Here is a 21,492-nt window from a genome sequence, read left to right on the forward strand (position 1 = left end):
AATCAGGGTGATAGCAATCCCTGCTCCTTCAGCTGCTCCTCCGCAGCCTCCAGGTATTGCTTGTAGTGATAGTCATTCTCCAGCGTACGCAGAAATTCGTCGTAAGTCGCTAGATCGCGTTTGCCGTATATAAATTTGTAAAGTTCCTCGGTTATGTAACGATTCGCTTCGTCAGGCACATAATCCGCAGGAGGGTCTATAAACGAATCGAGCACCTCCAGTCGCGGCTGGTTCATGGCATAGGTGAAGTAAGGCTCCTGCTTGGGAAACTTCGTCCTTAAGTACACCATTTCATCCCGGCCGGTCAGTTGGTACAGATAGGCGTACTTGACGTCGCTCATGCTGTCGGTGGGCGTAATGCTGCCGTTTCGCATCGCATAATGCTTTCCTTCCAGTCCATACATGACCAGCCGGTTCCCTTCCGGAGAAGAAACATAGTTGATAAGCTTAATGATTTTGTCCAGCTTGGCCGGATTTCGTGCGAGAGCCCCGGACATGACCAGCATGTTCGTTGCACCCGGATCGTAGAAGTCCGTATACGTACCGCCAGGCCCCGATGGGCTCGGCAGCTGAATCCATTCCGCAGCCGGGTTGTAAGGCTTCCATTCTTTGACCTTGTTGTCATTAATAATATTAGGCCAGTTGTAATAAAAGAGGCCGATCTGACCTTGAAATGCCTTCATTTCATGCTGATTTTTCATATTCGATAAGAAATCGGGATCTACGGCTCCTGCCTGAATGAGCGATTGGATATAACTTATCGCCGGCTTCATGTTGGGATCGTAGAGCGAGTTCATTAAAGCGCCGTTTTTCTGGTAGAAATGACCCGGGTAGGTTGTGCCGAAAGCGCCGAAGATGGGGCCTAGCGCCAAATAAGGCGCACCGCTGAAGCCATACGTATCTTGAATCCCGTTACCGTCGGGATCACCAGCGGTCATGGCTTTCGCCACGGTTTTCAGCTCCTCCAGATTCCCCGGGGGCTGCAATCCGAGCCGATCCAACCAGTCCTTGCGAGCCCAGTATGTATATTGGAAAGCGGTATTATTCCGAGCGATCCCATATTGCTTACCGTTATATTGGGTTATCGTAGGATTCCCGCCTCCGGCAAAATCGATGGCCGGCTTCAGCAAGTCCACGTAAGGGGATAAATCCAGAAGCGCGTCCTGCTTCACCAGCTTCGTCAGCGTACGGCGGTCTACATAAAATAAATCGGGTGGATTGCCTTCGGCAAGCCGGATATTCAGTTGATTTCTGCAAGCGTCGCCAAGGCACTGGAGAATATGCAGGTCGATGCCCAGCACCGAGTCAAGCTGATGTTTAATATCATCGTCCTGCGCATCCGGCAGCTCGCTTCCCGCTACAAGCACCTCGATAAGAGGAGCCCCCTTCGCCGGCGCGGTTGATTCAGCTGGGGATGAAGCTGCCGGGTAAATTCCTTTGCACGAAGCAAGCAGCAAGGCACAAGCCAGCACTAAGGCGGTAACTGTCAGAGTTGTCCGTGAACCGCTCATATGATACATCCTCCTTCCGCTCGTGCTGCAATACTTTAATTATAAACGCTTTCACTGCCATAGACCATGATACCCGCTTTTCATATTTCACGATTTGTTTTGTTATTTCGCTTTTTTGGTTTTGCGCTGTCCATGACCGCCTTTTTGCTTTTATAATGAACATAGAACGAGAACAGCGCCGGAAGGACGGTCGCATGGATATGGTACGAATGCTGGGGGTAAGATCTTCACTTCGCTTTAAGCTGTCAACGAAAATGTTCGTGATCACCTTCGCTTTGGTAGAAGCTATCATTTTATTGCTCGGCTTCTCCTATTACCGGTATTCGTCGAACACGCTGCAGGCGGCGCAGACCGAGTATGCCGAGCAAATGGTCCAGAAATCGGATAAATATTTACAGTTAAATCTCGCAAATATTCGCAGCTTTTTCCTGTCCGTCGCGAACGACAACCGGCTGCGAACCGGAACGGAGTCGGAAATGCGCAGATGGCTGAATGAAAACCTCATTTATTTCATGCCAAGCGCCAGTAATATTCATGTTATCGTTGGTGACCATACGGTGATTGGGACGACGCCGAACGGCTGGAAGTTGACAGAAAGCCATTTTTTGATGCAGAAGCTTAATGCCGTTCTGAATCGGGGGGAGCTCTATTGGATCGGCCCTTACTTCTCACCGGTCTCCGGCTACACGGTTTCCGTTGCGATGCGGATTGAGGACAGTTCAGGAAGCGCCCGGCTGCTGCTGGTCGATCTGGACTTGCCCGGCCTGTATGAAGCGCTCATTCCCGAGAGCACTTCCCGTATGCAGGGCTCGCTGCTGCTCCTCGATGCGGGAAACAATCTCGTCTATGCCAAGCCGCCTTATGCCGAATATTCCGTATTTACCAAAAGCTTCAGCCTGACGAGTCTCCCCGCTTCCAGCTTCAATGCCAGCTGGACGAGAACGGAGCTTAAGGATGCCGCTCAGCACAACCTGTTTCTGACTCGCAGCCGGACGAACTTCGTCGGATGGCAGGTCGTGTGGGTGCTCGACCAGCAGACGCTGCTAGAGCCTCTGCAGAAGCTGCTGGAATATACCGTATGGATGGCTATTCTTTCCTTAGTGCTGTCATTTGGGATCGCCGGTCTGATCTCCGTGCTTGTCAGCCGTCCGATCCGCAGTATCGCCTCGACGATGAATGAAGTCAGCAAGGGCAACCTGAATGTCTCCATTCATATGACCCGAGCTGACGAGTTAGGCCTGTTGGCCGGCCATTTCAACCGGATGGTCGGGCGTCTAAAGGGCTTGATCGAAGATTTGCGCCATACCGAGGAACAGCGGAAAGCCGCTGATTTCAAAGCGCTTCAAGCCCAGATCAAGCCGCATTTTCTATATAATACACTGAATACCATCAGTATGGTGACCCGGCAGGGCAAGCACGAGCAGGCCGACGAGCTCATCTCGGCACTCACCGATCAGCTGCAGTACAGCTTGGACGCCTCCCCCGCCCCGGTCACGTTCCGCGAGGAGCTGAGGTCGATGGAAAGCTATATTACGCTGATGAGCGCGAGATATAAGGGCGCTTTCGTATATGAATCTGACATCGATCCGGCCGTATTGGAACGCCTGCTTCCGAAGTTCACTCTACAACCGCTTATCGAAAATGCCATATTCCACGGTCTGGTTCCGCTCGGGCGGCCTGGCACTCTCTTCATCGGCGCTTCAGATCACGGAGCAAGCTGGGAGCTCATGATTGAGGACGACGGCGTCGGCATGTCCGAATCCAAGCTGCAGCAGCTGCGTGACAAGATCGACGGCAAGGAACGATCCGACCGGATCGGCATGGTCAATGTACACCGGCGGCTGCAGCTCATGTTCGGGGAACGTTATGCGGTCCACATGGAAAGCACCGCAACCGCAGGAACGCGGATTATTATATCGCTGCCTATCGTGAATAATGCGTCATATCTTACTTTACTGGAGGTCGCTTCCAATGAAAAGGGTATTGCTCGTGGATGACGAGCCGGCTGCAAGAGAGCATATCCGCGACAGCTTTCCGTGGACTACCTGCGGCTGCGAGATTGTCGGCGAAGCCGGGAACGGCGAGGAAGCGCTCGCGTTATGTGCCGTTCTCAAGCCGGATATTGCGCTTATCGACATCACCATGCCCGTCATGGACGGTATGGAGCTGCTACGGAGGCTTGACACCGAGCATCCCGGCGTACGCAGCATTATGCTGACCGCGCACCGGGATTTCACCTACGCGCAGCAGGCCATCCTGCATAAAGCCTTCGGCTACGTGCTTAAGGCCCCTGTCAGCATGGTAGAAATGAAAAAGGCGCTTGACCGCGCCTGCCTTGACTTGGACCGGGATCTGCACTTCGACCGGCACGAGAAATCGCATGCCCAGATGCTGCGCAGCTATCAGTATCCGCTGCGCCGCAAATTTTTCTCCGATGTGCTGCACGGCCTGTTCAACAAGCAGGAAGAGTTGATTCGGGAGGGCGTCAGACTTGGCATGAATCTGGCATCCCCGGAGCATGTCTTGATGATCTGCGCTGCCGACCGCCTCGAAGCTTACGCAGCCCGGTACCCGGACAGAGATAAATCGCTGATCGAATACAGTATGCTTGAGATCGTGCGGGAGACCTTGAGAGACACCGAGCAGCGCCCGTTCGAATTGTTCCCCCTGGAATTCGGTCAATTCGTTCTCCTGCTTGGAGGTGACGAAGCGAACAGCGAGCCGTACGACTCGCGTGTACAGCGCGTATACCGCTCGATATCGGCCCCGCTAAGCACGTATTTACAGATGGGACTGACGGCCAGCTACAGCCGTCCCTTTCCATCATTAACCGGCTTGCGCAAAGTGTATGCGGATACGTTGAAGTTTGCCGTTCTGCGCTTCTACCAGGACCGGCCTGCGGCATTAGATGCGGGAGGGCCCCTGCTGTTTCAACAGGTTCCCGCTGAGCGTTGGGCCGAATGCAGCCGGCGGCTGGATGCGCTTCTTAAGCAGGAACAGCCGGACCTGGAGGATTGGTCCAAAGAGGTCAAGCTGCTCCTCCAGCGGTTTCAGCCGGATCCGGCCTCGGCCCGTTGCTTGTTCGAGCAGCTCAAACCGATCGTGGAGCAGCGTTTTCCAGCGCTGCCTGCACAGGAACCTTCATGGCCCCGGTTTGCTTCCTCGGCCAGCTTGACCGAGGCGCTTGCCGAGCTGACCGCGTATATCAAAGAGCAACTGAAAAGCCGCTCCTCGCTGCGCGAGCTGCGGCCGGAAATCGCTGCGGCTGTCCACTATATCAAGAAGCACCTGCATCTGGAGCTGACGTTGGATTTGATCGCCGGCAACGTACAGCTGAGCCCCTCCTATTTCGGCCATCTGTTCAAGAAGGAAGTCGGCGTATCCTTAATCGACTATATTGTGGAACAGCGCGTCGAGATGGCCAAGACCTACTTAACCGACGGACAATACCGCAATTACGAGCTGGCGGAACGGATTGGCTTCCAAAACTATTCATACTTTTGCACCATTTTCAAAAAACATACAGGCATGACGCCGAATGAGTACAAAAATGCGAATAAGACGAAGACACATGTATAGAAATGAAAACTCCCCTCGCTGCGAATCATGCAGCGGGGGGAGTTTTGCATTTGGTTCTCTGTTAAATAGCGGCAAATCTAATAATTTGAATCAGGAAAAGTCTTCTAAGAACGATGACGCCTCTGGCATTCATAAATCGGATGACAATGAAAGTGCGGCGGCGGTTAACGACACGACCGTTAAACACGGTTATGGTTCCATTGGCATTTCGGTAAACAATGCCATAGAAGTGATTGAGTAATAAGGTCATTTTTAACATTCCTTTCGGCTGTGATACTATACAATATGCTGAAATGGCATGTCTGCGAGGGCTAATTTAATAGATTAGTATGGAGATCTTCTACTTTTGGAGTAGATCTTTTATAGCATATTCATAATAATCACACATAGTAAACAATCTGACTTTACAAATAAAAGCTATCATTGACTCGAAGCTAGTAATCCAAAAGGAGTGTGAGAGATGATGAGATTGAATCGTAAATCATTCCCCATGTTGGCGGTAACCTTACTCGCCACAACAGCTTTTACCACGCAGGGCTTTACCAATGGGTTCCAACTGCCGACGGCAGAAGCCAAAGGACCGAGTAAAAAGGAGGCTTCATGGCTCGCCGGGGATCATCACGTTCATAGTGAATGGAGTGTCGGTTGGGATAATTCTACCACCCCGCCAACTGCTATCAAAGGCGGAGATGCCGTTTATCCGATTACGAAGAACGCTCAAATGGCCAAATCCTATGGCGTGGATTGGATGGTTTCCACGGATCACGGCGGTCCAAACCATTCAAAAGTGAATTTGGAGCAGGCTTATCCCGAAGTGCTCAAAGCCCGTGCAGCGGTTCCTGACCTGATTTTATTCTATGGCATGGAATTTGATACACCCGCAGCGGATCATAGTTCATTAATCATTCCGAAGACCGATCAAGAGTCACAGACCCTCTATAATATTGAAAATAAGTTTAATAAGCGCGATCCCTATCCTACTGATCCGCAGCGTGATACGGAATCCAACATGATCGATGCTCTAACTTATATGAAAGACTTAGAAGAACCGCCTGTTCTTTTTGCAAACCATCCTGCGCGCTCAGCTAATGCAGGCGGCGTTTGGGGGCAGGATACTCCGCAGGAGTTCCGCAATTGGAACGATGCAGCACCAAATGTCTCCGTTGGTATGGAGGGGGCACCCGGTCATCAAGCGGGAGCAGTCAACCCCGATGGTTCCATTGATCCTAACGGCAGCCGAGGCGGTTATGGCGGCTACCCGACCATGGGCGGATTCGATCAGATGAGCGCTAAAGTAGGCGGTCTATGGGATTCCATGTTAGGCGAGGGCAGGCATTGGTGGATCACCTCAACTTCCGATTCACATGTAAACTGGCGTGACGGCGGCAGCGACTTCTGGCCTGGCGAATATTCCAAAACCTACGTGAAGGCTGAGAAAACTCACGAGGATATTTTGGATGGTCTGCGGAATGGACGGGTATTCGTAACAACCGGCGATTTAATTAATGAACTGGATGTGACTGCGCAAGCGGCAGGAAAGTCCCCTGCTCATGCTGAGTCGAATGGCAATCGAGCTTCCATCGGTGAAACATTGAATATTCCAAAGAAAGATGGAAGCGATGTCACATTGACGATTCGATTCAAAGACCCGAACGCAACCAATAACCACGGGGATAACCCAAAAGTCAATCGCGTCGATCTGATCATGGGTGAAGTGACAGGAAAAGTAGATAATCGATCTGCGGCGACCAACCCGACTACGCAAGTGGTTGCTAGATTCGACGAGAGCAGCTGGAAGCAAGACGGCGAGTATATGACGATTACGTACACATTGCACAATGTGAACAAAGATAGTTACATTCGGGTTCGCGGAACAAACACGAGTGAACTTGAACCTAGCCTTGATCCTAAAGGTGAAGATCCATGGAAAGACCTTTGGTTCTACTCCAACCCTATCTTTTTGAATTTGAAATAAATTCAAGACAATGATTTGCGGCGAGGAGTTAAGTCAACTAGCTCCTCGTCTTTCCTTTTGAAATGATAAATGAGGATGTGTAGTCATAGTGAAACTTCATTGGTTAATCATGACTCTAGCTATTGCTTTATTCATACCATCACCGATTGCACATGCACACAGCAATAACAGTGAGGGTTTCTCCACAATAGCTGTTCAAGATCAGAAGATCGATTACAACTTACAGCTCGATTTCATTGAATTAAGTCATGCCGTTGGGTTCAAGATCGATGAACAAAACGTTGAAAACTTAGAGGAACTGAACAATCTCATTGCTCAGAACAAGCTTCCTCTCCAAGAATATATAAATACACACATTGCGGTTTACGCAAATAGCTTCCCGGTTGAAGGCGCAATTCATCGAACTTCTGTCCTGCAGATAAATGGTCGCGCATTTGCTGAAATTATCCTTTCTTACCCAGTGAACCAAGTTCCTGAAAATTTGAGCATTCGTTACAACGTATTTTTTGAGGACAGCGACCCTAGTCATGCGAACATGGCCAAAGTACAAATTGGAGAAAAGCAACAGGAGTTTATCTTCACGTATGAGAAAAGAGAAATGGATATCGGCGAAATGAGCTTTTTCACCAGTGCCAAACAATTTCTTTGGATGGGATTAAAACATATTTTTACGGGGTATGACCACATTTTATTTGTTATCAGCTTGCTCATTGGGGCCATCACGATCCGTCATATTCTTGCTTTAGTTACAGCATTCACTATCGCCCACAGCATCACGCTTGCCCTTGCAACGCTAGAAATCGTTCAATTACCAAGCAAGTTCATTGAATCTGCGATTGCGCTGAGTATTATTTATATAGCGCTTAAAAACATCTTTCAACCCGAATCCAAGCACGCCCCGTGGATAGCCTTTGCGTTTGGACTCATTCATGGATTTGGGTTTGCAGGCATCTTGGCGGAACTGAACTTAGGTGCGGCTCACCTAGCTACGTCTTTATTGTTTTTTAATGTGGGGATTGAATTCGGACAAGTCCTTATTGTATCTTTGATTTTCCCAATTCTCATTATCCTAAATAAACGCCTCACTTATAAATGGTTCATGCCAAGTGTGTCTACGGCTGTATTATTTTTTGGATGCGTCTGGTTTTTTCAGAGGGCTTTTTAGCCGTCGATGACATAAAAGCTCGGCTCCCTCAACGAGAGAGCCCCGCCCCGCCGCAGTTTAAGAAAAACCGTCAGGGAACTTCCCTGACGGTCCTTTTAGGTTTGACGAACATCGGTAATTTTGTAGTCATGACCATGAATACCTTTGTAATACTCTGGATACATACCTCCACCACTACCTTTTCCTTACCAAAAATTTAAATAAGGGGTAACCTCTCGGTCACCCCAAAACTTATAAATTCTTATATGTCAAAAAAGCTGCCGATTGCCGGCAGCCTTGTTCTTGTATTTTATAACTTTCGATAGTAATATGATGCACCTGTTACCCAGTCGTTGAACGATCTCCAGAAAGTTTTGCTATCATTTCTCTTACACATTGTTCAATATCCTTGTTGGAGCAATCAAAAGTCGTAGTACTGTATGCTTTGTATAAAGGGACTCGTTCCTCATAAACGTCCTTAAGACTATTTCCTTTTTTTATCACAATGCCCCTGGTTGTTACGTTCGTTAGTCTTTTCCTAATTTCATCATATGGGACATGCAAATAGATAATCTGGCCATTTTGCTTAAGATGATCCATAGCTTTTTTCGAATAAATCATACTTCCGCCAGTAGAAATAATACAATTGTTCAGCTGCAGCTCACACACAGATTTTTCTTCGATTTCCAGAAACTTTTCAATCCCCTCATTATCAATAATATCTTGGAGCAGCCTCCCCTGATGTTGTTGTATAACAATATCCGTATCCACGAAGTCCATTCCCAAAGCTTTAGCAAGCAATACACCTAATGTGCTCTTACCAGCCCCAGACATACCTATAAGAACAATATTCATACTTCCCCTCACTTTACTCCTCTACTTCAAATATTGAATCAATAATAATTGGAAGATTGTCTCTAACTGAAACAGCTCCAAACACCGAACGTGCATGATTCCCCTTCTCTCCGAACACATCCAACATAAGATCTGAACAACCATTTAAAACTTTATGATGATCTTCAAAATCAGCATCTGCGTTAACAAACCCCTGAATCTTAACAACCCGTTTCACATTCTCAAGAGAGTTTAGAGCTGATTGGAGAACAGCTAAAATCTCGATTCCAGTCTGTCGCGCAAACTGATAGCCTTCTTCAGTCGTATATTCCCGCCCCAACTTACCTTTTGGTTTTCCAACAGGCCCTTTTCCTGAAACGAACAAAAGACCATTTACCTTTACGAAGTTTGCATACTTAGCCGCCGGTTCACTTGCGTTGGGTAGTACGATTCCTAGTGCTGCTAATCTATCGGCGATTGATTTTTCAGTCATTCCTTAATCCCCCCACGCTCAATAATTGGAAGAATTATACTACCATATGAATATTGGGGCAACCATTAGTTTTTTTAATGAAAAAGGCAGCCTTGCCGGCTGCATTTTCTGCTGCCTTCTGAATTTCGTTATGAGAATTGCTAATCAGCTTTTACTCCCACAAAAAAAATATTTGCTAGTTTCCCCGAATTTTCGAATATAGCAAGCCCCTCAACACTCGCATCGCTTTAGATTAATTCCACAAAATGAGTATCGTTCTCTGAATCATCCATAACAGAAAATCCGATTGATTGATAAAATACATCTGCATTTGGGTTGTCTGTCTTTAGGACAAGCATCTGATAGTGATTTTTTGCCTCAGCAATAACGGAGTCCATTAGCAACCGTCCTATCCCGAATCGGCGGACACTTGGTAAGACATAAAGACGGCGAACACGACCGGCTTCTTTACGAGCTGCATGAGGATCTTGATTCAACCCGCAAACCCCAACAATATCACCTTTTATCGTAGCAATGAAGAATGCCTCCCCATCCCTGTCGAATTTATTGGTTCCGGCTTCATAGTCGGCTACTAGTCGATTGAGGTGACGAAATCCTTCGCTCGTACTTTCTTCAACCAGTCTCAATAACTTATCAGTCTCTAGATGGCTAACTTTCGTGATAATAAACTCATTCACTGACAATGACTTAATTAGGTTTGGAATCTCCTTCAAGTTATCGCAAATTGCATCGGGAAGAATCGACGACGTATCCTTCGATTTAAGAATCGTGAACATCCCCAGTTCCTTAGCAGGGACGATATCAGCTCTCATACTATCCCCAACAACTACCGTGCAGCTGCTGATTGCTTTCAAATTAGTAAGAGCGATTTGAAATATGGCATGGTCAGGCTTTTTTATATGTACAGAACCGGAAGTAACAATGTCAGAGAAATAGTCGGCAATACCTAAAGCCTTTATTTTGTTTCGTTGGTAAAAGTCCCTGCCGTTCGTAACAATGCCTAATTTATATCCTTGACTCGTTAATGAAGCGAGCATCTCATGCAGGCCATCGAATCCTATACAGTATAGATGAAAATTATTGTTTAAATCATCAAGTAACTCTTCAAATAAGTTCTTTTCAATATTGAAGAAACCTATTAATTGTTCATACACGTGTTCTTTCGGCATTACAAGATGGTTAAGTTCAGTGAATTTCTCAATGAAATCATTTCGATTTGGAATGAATCTGCTCAAAGAGAACTTCTCAAACTGGTAAAAAGCAAAGTTAATTAATGACTTGTTTTTATCAAGCAATGTTTGGTCAAGATCGAAAATAACAGTATCGATTGCCTTCAAATAAAATCCTCCTTCCTTGACTTACGTCAATGATTGCTAAGAACCGCCTTATTACAATGGTATTCATACATGTAAGGGGGTTTATTGATATGACGATGCGAGGAAAAGAACGAACGGAACAGCGGAAGTTTGCTCTCATTACTGGAACATCTCTGATGATCATGATGGTCGCGGCTATTTTTTCCTATGGTATTGTGCACCAAAGCCTTCAAGTCCAGGGGGATGCAAGTACAACACTACAGAACATCATTTCAAAACATCTTCTGCTTCATGCAGAAATCTTAGGTTGGATCATCATACTAATCTGCGATATCGTAGCCGCTTGGTCTTTGTATGTGTTCCTGAAGCCGGTCGATCCAAATCTTTCACTGCTCGCTGCGTGGCTACGACTTGCATATGCTGCCCTACTGGGAATCGCCATCATGAATTTGATTTACTTACAGCTGGTTACCTCCAACCCTGCAGACTGTCAATCATTTGTTACAATCGATCAACTGCACGGGCAAGTTCTTTTGAACCTTAGGGCCTTTGATTCCATGTGGTCTGTTGGGTTAATTGTTTTCGGAGGGCACTTACTCATAGTCGGGATATTAACTCTCCAATCTAAAACCATGCCCAAATGGATTGGTGTGCTCATGTGTGCTGCCGCCGTCAGCTATTTCATCATTCACGTAGGTAAAATAATGCTCCCTGCTCACTCTGACATCATGATGATCCTTGAGCGGGTGCTAATTGTGCCTATGACTGCAGGTGAACTCGGCTTCGGGATATGGCTATTGTTTCGGGGTGGAAAGCCTCTTCTTGATCCTGCTGAATGATTCCGGAGTCATCCCGAGATAACTTGCCAATTGGTAATGGGGAACGCGATCGATAAGATCAGGACGTTTCATTATTAATCCTTTAAAGCGATCTTCAGGTGAAGAAGCGATAAAAGCGGCAAATTCTTCTTGAACTCGCGCAAAGTTCTGCTCGATCATTTTGCGTGTCATGGATTCCATTTGTGCGTATCTCGAATACATGTCTTTCTCTGTATCTAGGTCGCCCACAACCAGTACGGAATCCTCAAGAGACATCAAGGTGTATTCGGATGACTTATCCATTTTATGATGACTGAATGTGGCGATAGCTTGTTCTTCGGTATAGAAATTCGAGGTGATTTCTCTGCCTGCCTCATCTATCGAGTATTGCCTAATACACCCCTTCAGAACAAAGTAACACTTAGTGGAGATGTCGCCTTGCCGAAGAAGAAGAGTACCCTTCTTGAATTCTTGTATATGGATCTCATTGATGATGGCTTGTTGTTCTTCTTCGGTAAGTGATGTCAAACTGCTCATGTACTTAAATAGAATATCTTTCATCCGCTTCCTTCTCACCTCTTACCATCAAATCCTTCGTCTGAATATACCTTGATTACTTTAAAGTGCTTATGTCACTTTAATGTGCGTACTTCCAATGTATGGGAAGTTCATGCAAAATAATGTTATCAAAGTATAGTTCAGAAGGAGCTGGAACATATGAATAATGAATCTATAACAACACGCAAGGTCGCCTTGGTCGTGGGTGCGAATGGTGTTATCGGTCGCAATCTCATTGATCACCTCATCACTCTCCCTGATTGGGACGTGATCGGCGTATCCCGTCGCGGAGGAGAGTCTAACGACCGTGTTCGATATGTGACGGTGGATCTGCTCGATAGAGCCGAGCTTATCGAGAAGTTAAGCGATTTAACTGAGGTAACACATATTTTTTATGCGGCTTACCAAGACCGTGCAACATGGGCTGAACTTGTCCCACCGAACCTCGCCATGTTGGTGAACATTGTAGAAGCGATCGAACCCATTGCGCCCGGCTTGCAGCATGTCAGTCTCATGCAGGGATACAAAGTATATGGCGCACATCTCGGACCGTTCAAAACTCCTGCTCGGGAGACTGACGCTAACCACATGCCTCCTGAGTTCAATATTGATCAGCAGGATTTCTTAGAACAACGGCAGAAAGGGAAGGCTTGGACGTGGTCGGCACTCCGACCTTCTGTCGTCTGTGGCTTCTCGCTTGGAAATCCGATGAATCTCGCAATGGTCATAGCGATTTACGCTTCAATTTCGAAGGAGCTTGGTATCCCTTTGCGGTTTCCAGGCAAGCCGGGAGCTTACAACAGCCTCTTGGAGATGACAGACGCTGGGCTTCTCGCCAAGGCAACCGTATGGGCGGCGACCGACGAACGCTGTGCGAATCAGGCCTTCAACATTACGAATGGCGATTTGTTTCGATGGAATGAATTATGGCCGAAGATCGCTCAATACTTTGATATGGAAACAGCCCCTCCGCTGCAGATGTCTCTGAATGTTGTCATGGCGGACAAGGAGCAGCTATGGAATAAAATGGTTGAAAAGCATGGGCTTGCTCGGAATTCCTATCAAGATGTATCCTCGTGGTCATTCGGTGATTTCGTATTTGGATGGGATTACGATTTCTTTGCCGATGGCACGAAGGCTCGTCGTTTTGGCTTTCACGAATTCGTTGATACCGAAGCCATGTTTATAAACATCTTTAACGATTTCCGTCAGCGTAAAGTCATCCCGTAAACTACCGTACAATAAGAAAGCCGACCTTGCAGTGGGTCGGTTTCTTAGCTGTTATTTACGTCTGTAAGCATTGGATTAGCCAGTACCGAAGCCTTTCCCTCGTACTTTCTCTCTATATGCGAATCCCCCCAACGGCACATGAGATGCAGCAGTTCCTTGAGACTCCAGCCGTAGTCTGTCAATTCATACTCAACTCTAGGCGGTACCTCATTATAGGAAATTCGTAGGATGATGCCTTCTTCTTCAAGCTCCCTGAGGTGTTGCGTTAACATCTTTTGCGTAATTGCGGGAATCAAGCTCTTAAATTCATGATTGCGTTTCTTACCGAATGTCAAATGAAAGAGAATCACAGGCTTCCATTTCCCGCCGATTACCTCTAAAGTTGCCTCCACTGCCGTGTTGTATATTTTTTCCGTTTTATCCACGCAACTTGCCCCTCTTCGAATATTTCGACTTAGGTCTTGGTAACTCCTGATGAATTGGAGCTATTAAATGGCTCTATTCAACATTATATATATAACCAAAATATTATGCTATTCGTAACCAGCCCCTTATTTCAAAACTAACGCTCTTTGGGGTCAACCGATTCTTGATAGATGTCAGCGTAAGTTTTTGAATCTTTGATTAGGTCGTCGCAGAAAGCAGCTAGATCGCTTCCCGTCACTTCGAGCACGTCTTTGCCCGAGGCCGCGCCCTCTTCAAAAAGATCGATAATCCCCGCAAGCAAACCCGTCCCGTCGGTTAACTCAACAGGGCCAACCTTAAAGTAATATTTTTGAATCTCTTTATAAACAATCTGATAATCTTGCGGGAGCGCTTTGACACGCGCCACATGCGCTCGCCACTCTTTTTTGCCTTGGATGATATCTTGTATTCTCATGTTATCCTCCTATTTACCTAATTTTTTGGCAATATTCGCATTGAGCTGCTCGCGCCACTTATCGCGATAAGACTTTGCCCCTTCTTCGCCGGCCAGCGCTGAACAGAAGCCCTTGATATCGTTGCCCAAAACCTCATGGACACGCTGTCCGTCCGCCGCCGTTTCTTCGAGCAGGCCAAGCACACCATCAAGAATTGGCATGAGGTTGCGACCGGTGAAATCGGAGTGCGGCCAAAGATTGGCATTAATTTCTCCCCATGCCGCTTGATAATCAGCCGGCAGCTTTTGGGCTCGCGATTCAAAACCTTTCATTTCCTTCGTCATGTCGCTGCCGGTGATTTTTTCCCAAAAATTCATTATTTTCTCTCCTTTAACTCGTTAATTTTTGATGATACGAACTCCCATTTCCCCCAGAATGCCCGCAGCTCCTCACGCCCCGCTTCATTGATGGCGAAGAATTTTCGCGGCGGTCCCATGTCCGAGGGCTTCTTGGTGATCTCCACCAACTTGTTCTTTTCAAGGCGGATCAGAATGGTGTATACCGTCCCCTCCACAACATCTGTGAAGCCGAGGGCGTTCAGCTGCCGCGTGATTTCGTAGCCGTAGGTTTCTTTGCGGCTGATAATTTCAAGGACGCAGCCCTCAAGCACGCCTTTGAGCATTTCCGTTAGGTTTTCCAGCACAATCACTCCTTGCTATTCTGTATGACTGGTATGAAGTATTACTTACTACCACTATAAAGTATCACGCAGTAGTTAGTTTGTCAATGACGTTTGCACCGAAATATAACTATTTTCTAATAAGGATTGCGGTTTGGAGAAATACTTTTTAGGAATAAGACGGGAGGTGAACAATGAAATGAGCAGAACTAAAGACACGAACAACCCGAAGCATACGACGTCATCCAATAAAGCTGGGGAACAAAAGAAATCGAAGTAACCCTGTTAAACACACGGTCATATACTTCAAATACGCAACAAAAACCCGGTTTTTTATTTGTCCGGGTTCTTTTTTTTGGGGCTATATAACAACATCGATTCAAGAGGTTCTCTTACATATACGGTAGTAAACAAAAATGCATATGAAATAAATCGGGAACAAAGTCAGCCCAAGAAAAGCAGATAATAAAACTAAATCAACCTTTCTACTTTCATTATCTGAATCAAAGTTAATAAATCCATACAAAGTCGAGAAGAACCATAATACTGTTATTAGATAACCCAGTTTATAAGGCAGCTTCATTTTATCACCTTCAAGTTTAACTTATCATTCATTGTACTTATGTGTAAGTACTAAATATTAATAGTACTCATGAGCTTACATACTACAACGCAAAGAACCGCAAGCTCATGTCCTACGGCTTTCTAGTGCTTATTTTAGCATTATTTTAGTGATTTCTTTCCAGTTCCTTTTGTTGAGCGTCAAGCTTATCCATAATGTTATTCATTTTTACTTGAAGCCAATCTTTCGTGTACACCGTTAACAATGTTTCCTTCGACAAATGAAGGGCATTCAATATGATTTCAATCTCAGCTTCGTTTAAATGGTTATTTTCTTCCAGCATAAGATGAACCTCCCCTTTGAAGATCTCACATTAAGTATGGGAAAGAAGCCGTGAGGATAAACCTCTACGGTCCTTTTAGGCTGTCTAAAATCAGATATGCACTTGTGGGATAAGGAGCGCTTTATTCTTAGAAAAGCGGAATAATTTAAAAAGTTGTACAAAAAATAATACTATTGATAGTTATATTTACCATTATATTTAAGCATCCGGATTAATACGTTTCTTTTTCAGTTCTTCTTGATATCTTCGAATGGTTTGTTTTCCGCTTATTCCACTTTTCACAAGAATGGAGGTTGTTGGTTTGTCACCTATGCATGAAATGATGCAACAAGCTTATTTTAGTCGTATATAGCAGCGAACTGATTGAAGAACCTAAACCATTCAACATGGCTAAAGAGATTTTAAAGCGTCTTATGTTTAATGCAGGTGTAAAAACATGCAATACGATTGGTGACGGTATCGCTGCCGTCTTATCCGGCGATACTTTGGTCGTTATTGAGGGTATTGAACAAGCTAATCTTGTTAGTTCTAAAGGTTTCAAGGATAGAGGCGTTGAGGAACCTGCAACTGAAAATAACGTACGAGGACCAAGAGATGGCTTCACAGAAAGTCTACGGACCAATACGGCGCTTGTTCGCAGACGGATCAAGGACCCGATGCTGCGTCTTGACGCAATGGTGATCGGAACAAGATCGAAGACAGATATAAATATTGCTTACATTCAGGATCTGGTTAAAGAAGGGCTTGTCGAAGTGGTAAAACAGAGGCTGGGGCGCATAAAGATTGATGCTATTCTGGAAAGCGGCTACATCGAAGAGTTGATTGAAGACGCACCTCTCTCCCCGTTCGATACAGTACAGAGCACGGAACGGCCAGACGAAGTAGCATCTGCACTCCTTGAAGGGCGAGTCGCGATTTTAACCGATAATACTCCACACGATGTTTTTCGTACTGTTGTTGCACGCGCTTTCGCTCCGCTCCTTCGGAGAACCCTACTTGGCGCCGGTCAGTCCTTTTCGCCCTTCAGAGCAGCGGGATTTGCTGCTGCGACTACCCTTATGGATGAAGGATCGACGACCGTCATTGCACAGGATACGGTACGAATGAGTGATCAGCAAAAACCGGAATAGTAAAGGAGCAGAAACCAACCAGACGCGGGCACGGCAGTCGATTCATCATGGCCGGCTGCCGCGGTGTCTTTATACAACTATCGTCACCGGTAATGAGTACGAAAGATTGATTCAGCCTAACAACATGATTGAAAGCGCTTATATATTCTTTGCAAGTAGAACTATAATCGTTATTGTAGACTATGAGTAAACGGATTATCGTCAAGCAGCTGGAGTACATAACTGTTGAGATTTCTGGCATCGCATTTAAATTTTGAAAGGAGTGCGTTGTATGGATCATACAAACTCGTATTACTGTTGTGAATGCTGCAGAATTGTACCCGAAGATTATGTGATGTACTTTTTTAAAACGGATTATAAGCGCATTTCAGGCTATGTTTATCGAACAGGTGTATGTTCAAGTTGTTGTGAAAAGAAGCAAATTTCAATAAAAGATGATGCAGAAATTCATGTAGAACTACGTTGACGTTGCTCTTGACGTCCGACACAACAAATTGCCTATGTAACACCGAGGTGATTCAATGTACTATTGTATACAGTGTAAAGAACTCCACTTGCGTTCTAAATCGAAACAAATCCTAATTTTTTGTTCAGGGTTCCATTACATTGGTTCAACTCTTTATAATGCCGGGGTTTGCAATATTGAAAGAAAGTGACCTCAATAAAACAGGGAGCAGTTGCCGGCACCGCGGCGGTCTGCTCCCCGTTGTTAACTAATGTTCCCAGTTATTTGAACAAAGTTAGGTTAAAATTAGCTATTTCTTCTTTTCAACTTTATTAAACGTATCAAAACACAACTCCCAAATACCCTTCAAGGTCATTTGGGCACGTTGTGTTTTTTAGTTTTCTCGATTGCGGCACGCGAGCCTCAACATTCGGTGCGACTGTCAATTAAATGATGAGAGACAGCAGAGCGGGTAGAAAAACATGTTAAAGTTTTCTCTACAAATTTAGGTAAATTTTGCCGATACATGTAGAGGATTTTAATTTCTTTTAGCCAGTTTACTTAAGTTTCTAATGTAAAGGAGTGAAAAATATGATAAGAAAGCTTACCTTTCTCCTGCTTGCACTTTCGTTGTTCGTTACACTAACGGTTACCCCGTTGGTTTACATACCGAGTGCTTCAGCAGCTGATGTATGGTTGAAAGCATCCCACTGAATCCGGGGTCAAACTCAATTACCATCAAAGTCACGGATACCGATGGCGCTAGCGCTGAGTATGAGCTGACCGTGATCCGGGATGCCGGGACGGCTGGCTATCCACACCGCATTACATCCGCTGAACAGCTGGCCAGTATTGGCAATTTAACGGAGGGCTATAAGCTAAGCGACTTCTACCGGCTGGATGCCGATCTCAATCTGGCAGCTGCAGGCATCAGCAACTGGTCACCGATCGGCAGCAGTGTGACACCTTTCAACGGTGTATTTGACGGAAATCATCACACCATCGCCAATGTAACCATCAGTCAGCCCTCAGCGGACGAAGTTGGATTCTTCGGACGCACGAACAGCGCGCAGCTCCATGACTTCGCGCTAGTGAATGTGCAAGTGACAGGGAGAGACCATGTCGGCGGTTTGATCGGGTATGCCGAAGATACGCCTGTCAGCTCCGTGTCCGTTCAGGGCGCGGTGTATGGCCAGGATCACGCAGGCGGTCTAATCGGGACCCTCATCGCAGCAACACCTTCATCCGGCCTTGTGGACTACTCCTTCTCCGCTGCTTACGTATCCGCAGCAGCGGGCAGCTCCGGAGGCCTCATTGGCACTACAACGGTCGCTGACGTGGTTACTCATTCCTTCTGGGATATGGCAACCAGCGGGCAAGCCATTACTTATGGTGGAGGCCTAGGTAAAACCACGAATGATTTAATGACCAAATCAACCTTTACAGCCGGCGGCTGGCAATTCGGAAGCGGACATAGCTGGGAGATTATAGACGGTACCGGCTACCCAACGCCGCTTGCAACTTTCGCTCATTTAACACTCAGCGGCTTAACTTTAAGCACGCCCGGCTCTTCCAATTCGATGCGCGGCTTCCAGTCCGGCACCGGCCTCTATTCGCCATCGCTGAGTACGCCTGTAGGTGCGGCCACAATTCTGGCAACCCCTTCAACACCTGATGCGACGGTCACTTTTAACGGAACGAGCTCCAACAACGTCGCTTTAACACTTGGCAGCAACCCGGTTCTGATTCGGGTCACCTCACCGGACGGCATCTCACAAGGCTTGTACCGCATGAATATCAATGTTCCAACACCGGAAATTCAGTCGTTACAGGTTCCTTCTAACGGCACTTATGGCTTAGGTGAACCCATGGACTTCACCGTTACCTATACCCAGCCGGTCACAATCTCCGGCACCCCGGTATTGCCGCTTCATCTCGCTGGGACGGATGTCAACGCCGTCTATACCGGACAGCCCGCCGGACAACCGACCAAGCTTAAATTCCGCTACATCGTCCAGACAGGTGACACCGATCCGAACGGCATCGAAGTCGGAACCGCTTTATCCCTTGCTCCGTCAGCCACCATTACTTCGATCGGCCAAGACGTGCCGTTGACGATTGCCGGGGTTCCCTCGCTTTCCGGTATTGTGATTGACGGCATTGTGCCTGCCATTCTTTCGGTACCGGCGACAACAACGCCTACCAATGGGCCGATTACGGTTAACGTCACGGCAGACGGAACCGGAAGTGCGCTAACCTCGCTCAAATGGGCGGCAGGTACGCATCCGGCATCGTATTTCACAAGCAGCGGGACTGTCGTAACCGCCGGTGCTTTCCAAGTGACAGATAACGGCACTTATACCATCTATGCCAAGGATGCAGCAGGTAATACAGCCGTTTCCACATTGGAGATCACGAATATTATTACGCAAAATCCGTCGATGCTGTTGGATTTTAATCCAAAAGAGCTTGTACATACCGGTGTCGACGTTACCGTCACCGCAGAAGCGGCGGATGCAGGCACAGGCAATGCCATTGCTGATTTGCAATGGGCGGAAGGCGCAAGAAGCGCGGCTGATTTTGCTGCACCGGGTTTTGGCACAGCGATTCCGTTGACCGGCAGCTTCCATGTTACGCACAATGGTACCTACACTGTCTATGCCATCGATATGGCCGGCAATCAGAAGGTTGAAACGATCACCATAGCGAATATTGTGACCCAGCTGCCAGTGATTGCCCTGGATTACACGCCAAAAAGCATTGGAGTAAGCAGCGTCACACTGACCGTCACCGCTTCGGTTTATGAAGAAGGCACGGGCAACACGCTCAACAGCTTGCGTTGGGCGCGGGGAGACCTTGCTATAAGCAGCTTTGCCGATCCTGCTTTTGGAACGGATGTACCTGCTTCCGGACTCATTCCCGTAACACAAAACGGCAAATATACCGTCTACGCTTCGGATTTGGCGGGCAACGAGCAAGCGGTCGTCATCGAGATTACGAATATGAGTGAAGCCTCAAACTCAGATAGCGCTGCTGCTCCCGCTGCTCCTGTCACACCGCCAGGTCAATTCTATGTTGAACCGGGTAAAGCGTACACCTTCACCTTTGAAGGACTTACCGTGCAGATTCCGGCGGGTGCCGTGAAAGTGCCGACAACGATTACGGTAAAACGCGCAGGAACCGATGCGCAGCAGCTGATTACCCAAGGACAAGCTCTGCTTAGTGAGGCTTATAGATTAACGAAAGATGTAACCGGCAAATTCGCCGTACCGATTTCGCTGACCTTCACGGCTGATCTTAGCAAAGAGAAGCGCCCTGCTGTTTTCTATTACGATGAAGCAACCAAGCAGTGGACGAAGCTTCCAAGCAAAGCGGAAGGATCCCTGATTACGGGAGAGACGGATCATTTCACCCTGTTTGCCGTCCTCCCTGCTGCGGAAAGCAAACCCCTCGTATTGTCGGATATTACCGGCCATTGGGCCGAACAAATTATTCGCAGCAGCGCTGCACAAGGCTGGATTAGCGGTTATCCCGACGGCACGTTCCTGCCGAATCGAGCGGTATCCCGCGCAGAATTCGCCGTCTTGCTGAGCAGCGTCCTGCATCTCCCTGCCGGACAGAGCCTACCGTTCGCCGATGCCTCGAGCATACCGGCATGGGCTTCTCCCGCAGTCGCCAGCGCTGTACAAGCCGGCATCCTGAGCGGCTATGAGGACCGCACCTTCCGGCCGGACGTCAGCATCACCCGTACGGAAGCTACGGTGATGATCGCCAAAGCGGCCGGACTTGCAGAGACGCAAGCAGCCGCAACCGGCTTCGCGGATGATGCCCGCATCGCCGGCTGGGCGAAGGGCTGGATCGCCTCCGCCCTATCTGCGAAGCTGGTTCAGGGCCAAGCGGGCAACGCTTTCCAACCGCAAGCTTCCACGACCAGAGCGGAGGCCGTCGTCCTGCTGCAGCGTCTTGCAGCGCGTCAGCCCTAAAATAGAAAGGAAGAGCCTCTAAGAGTGCTCTT

19 protein-coding genes are annotated in these 21,492 nt (G+C 47.3%); 9 read left to right on the plus strand and 10 right to left on the minus strand.

What is annotated here, in order from left to right; genetic code table 11:
• Positions 1-2 precede the first annotated feature (2 nt).
• Positions 3-1,511 (minus strand): extracellular solute-binding protein, encoded by a 1,509-nt coding sequence (locus J2X61_RS02815; RefSeq protein WP_274465842.1) that lies wholly within the window; start codon positions 1,509-1,511, stop codon positions 3-5.
• 194 nt (positions 1,512-1,705) lie between these two features.
• Here J2X61_RS02815 and J2X61_RS02820 point away from each other — a divergent pair, with 194 nt between their 5' ends.
• From J2X61_RS02820 to J2X61_RS02840, 5 genes are all read left to right on the plus strand, one after another.
• Complete coding sequence (locus J2X61_RS02820; protein ID WP_274465843.1) at positions 1,706-3,508, plus strand: sensor histidine kinase; 1,803 nt, start codon at positions 1,706-1,708, stop codon at positions 3,506-3,508.
• Positions 3,483-5,090, plus strand: coding sequence for a response regulator (locus J2X61_RS02825; protein WP_274465844.1), 1,608 nt, complete (start codon positions 3,483-3,485; stop codon positions 5,088-5,090). Before J2X61_RS02820 ends, J2X61_RS02825 begins: the two co-directional genes overlap by 26 nt.
• Entirely contained in the window at positions 5,083-5,331 is a 249-nt protein-coding gene (locus J2X61_RS02830) for a hypothetical protein (RefSeq protein WP_310185781.1), read from the plus strand. The genes J2X61_RS02825 and J2X61_RS02830 overlap by 8 nt, the downstream gene beginning before the upstream one ends.
• Before the next feature lie 219 nt (positions 5,332-5,550).
• A complete protein-coding gene (locus J2X61_RS02835) occupies positions 5,551-7,065 on the plus strand; it encodes a CehA/McbA family metallohydrolase domain-containing protein (protein ID WP_274465846.1) in 1,515 nt (504 codons plus the stop codon).
• A gap of 88 nt (positions 7,066-7,153) precedes the next feature.
• Positions 7,154-8,230, plus strand: a complete 1,077-nt coding sequence (locus tag J2X61_RS02840; RefSeq protein ID WP_274465847.1) for a HupE/UreJ family protein — start codon at positions 7,154-7,156, stop codon at positions 8,228-8,230.
• A 321-nt stretch (positions 8,231-8,551) separates the two neighbouring features.
• Here J2X61_RS02840 and J2X61_RS02845 read toward each other — a convergent pair whose 3' ends face one another.
• From J2X61_RS02845 to J2X61_RS02855, 3 genes are all read right to left on the minus strand, one after another.
• Positions 8,552-9,064 carry a shikimate kinase gene (locus J2X61_RS02845; RefSeq protein ID WP_274465848.1) on the minus strand — a complete coding sequence of 171 codons (513 nt, stop codon included), beginning with the start codon at positions 9,062-9,064 and terminating at the stop codon, positions 8,552-8,554.
• Between the two features lie 13 nt (positions 9,065-9,077).
• Positions 9,078-9,536 (minus strand): RidA family protein, encoded by a 459-nt coding sequence (locus J2X61_RS02850; protein WP_310185784.1) that lies wholly within the window; start codon positions 9,534-9,536, stop codon positions 9,078-9,080.
• Positions 9,537-9,763: 227 nt separating this feature from the next.
• Entirely contained in the window at positions 9,764-10,873 is a 1,110-nt protein-coding gene (locus tag J2X61_RS02855) for a GNAT family N-acetyltransferase (protein ID WP_274465850.1), read from the minus strand.
• Positions 10,874-10,962: 89 nt separating this feature from the next.
• On the opposite strand from J2X61_RS02855, the gene J2X61_RS02860 reads away from it, so the two are divergent.
• Positions 10,963-11,691: a DUF4386 domain-containing protein gene (locus J2X61_RS02860; RefSeq protein WP_274465851.1), complete on the plus strand. Its 729-nt coding sequence runs from the start codon at positions 10,963-10,965 to the stop codon at positions 11,689-11,691.
• On the opposite strand, the gene J2X61_RS02865 is transcribed toward J2X61_RS02860, so the two are convergent.
• The gene (locus J2X61_RS02865) at positions 11,647-12,231 is read right to left on the minus strand and encodes a Crp/Fnr family transcriptional regulator (RefSeq protein ID WP_274465852.1); all 585 of its coding nucleotides are present in this window, start codon (positions 12,229-12,231) and stop codon (positions 11,647-11,649) included. The two genes, J2X61_RS02860 and J2X61_RS02865, sit on opposite strands and share 45 nt — an antisense overlap.
• A 156-nt stretch (positions 12,232-12,387) precedes the next feature.
• Between J2X61_RS02865 and J2X61_RS02870 the strand changes: the two genes are divergently transcribed.
• Positions 12,388-13,458: an SDR family oxidoreductase gene (locus tag J2X61_RS02870; protein WP_310185788.1), complete on the plus strand. Its 1,071-nt coding sequence runs from the start codon at positions 12,388-12,390 to the stop codon at positions 13,456-13,458.
• Between the two features lie 44 nt (positions 13,459-13,502).
• Here J2X61_RS02870 and J2X61_RS02875 read toward each other — a convergent pair whose 3' ends face one another.
• The 5 genes from J2X61_RS02875 to J2X61_RS02895 form a co-directional block, all read right to left on the minus strand.
• Positions 13,503-13,883 carry a winged helix-turn-helix transcriptional regulator gene (locus J2X61_RS02875; RefSeq protein WP_274465854.1) on the minus strand — a complete coding sequence of 127 codons (381 nt, stop codon included), beginning with the start codon at positions 13,881-13,883 and terminating at the stop codon, positions 13,503-13,505.
• Between the two features lie 137 nt (positions 13,884-14,020).
• Positions 14,021-14,338, minus strand: coding sequence for a DUF1048 domain-containing protein (locus J2X61_RS02880; RefSeq protein WP_310185792.1), 318 nt, complete (start codon positions 14,336-14,338; stop codon positions 14,021-14,023).
• A gap of 9 nt (positions 14,339-14,347) precedes the next feature.
• Positions 14,348-14,695 (minus strand): DUF1048 domain-containing protein, encoded by a 348-nt coding sequence (locus J2X61_RS02885; protein ID WP_274465856.1) that lies wholly within the window; start codon positions 14,693-14,695, stop codon positions 14,348-14,350.
• Positions 14,695-15,000 (minus strand): PadR family transcriptional regulator, encoded by a 306-nt coding sequence (locus J2X61_RS02890; RefSeq protein ID WP_274467420.1) that lies wholly within the window; start codon positions 14,998-15,000, stop codon positions 14,695-14,697. Before J2X61_RS02890 ends, J2X61_RS02885 begins: the two co-directional genes overlap by 1 nt.
• 725 nt (positions 15,001-15,725) lie before the next feature.
• Entirely contained in the window at positions 15,726-15,902 is a 177-nt protein-coding gene (locus J2X61_RS02895) for a hypothetical protein (protein WP_274465857.1), read from the minus strand.
• A gap of 386 nt (positions 15,903-16,288) precedes the next feature.
• On the opposite strand from J2X61_RS02895, the gene J2X61_RS36560 reads away from it, so the two are divergent.
• Positions 16,289-17,032 (plus strand): spore germination protein, encoded by a 744-nt coding sequence (locus tag J2X61_RS36560; RefSeq protein ID WP_483861666.1) that lies wholly within the window; start codon positions 16,289-16,291, stop codon positions 17,030-17,032.
• Positions 17,033-18,169: 1,137 nt separating this feature from the next.
• A complete protein-coding gene (locus tag J2X61_RS02910; protein WP_310185797.1) occupies positions 18,170-21,460 on the plus strand; it encodes an S-layer homology domain-containing protein in 3,291 nt (1,096 codons plus the stop codon).
• Positions 21,461-21,492 lie beyond the last annotated feature (32 nt).

The sequence above is a fragment of the Bacillus sp. 3255 genome, assembly GCF_031456485.1.
GTDB lineage: Bacteria > Bacillota > Bacilli > Paenibacillales > NBRC-103111 > Paenibacillus_E.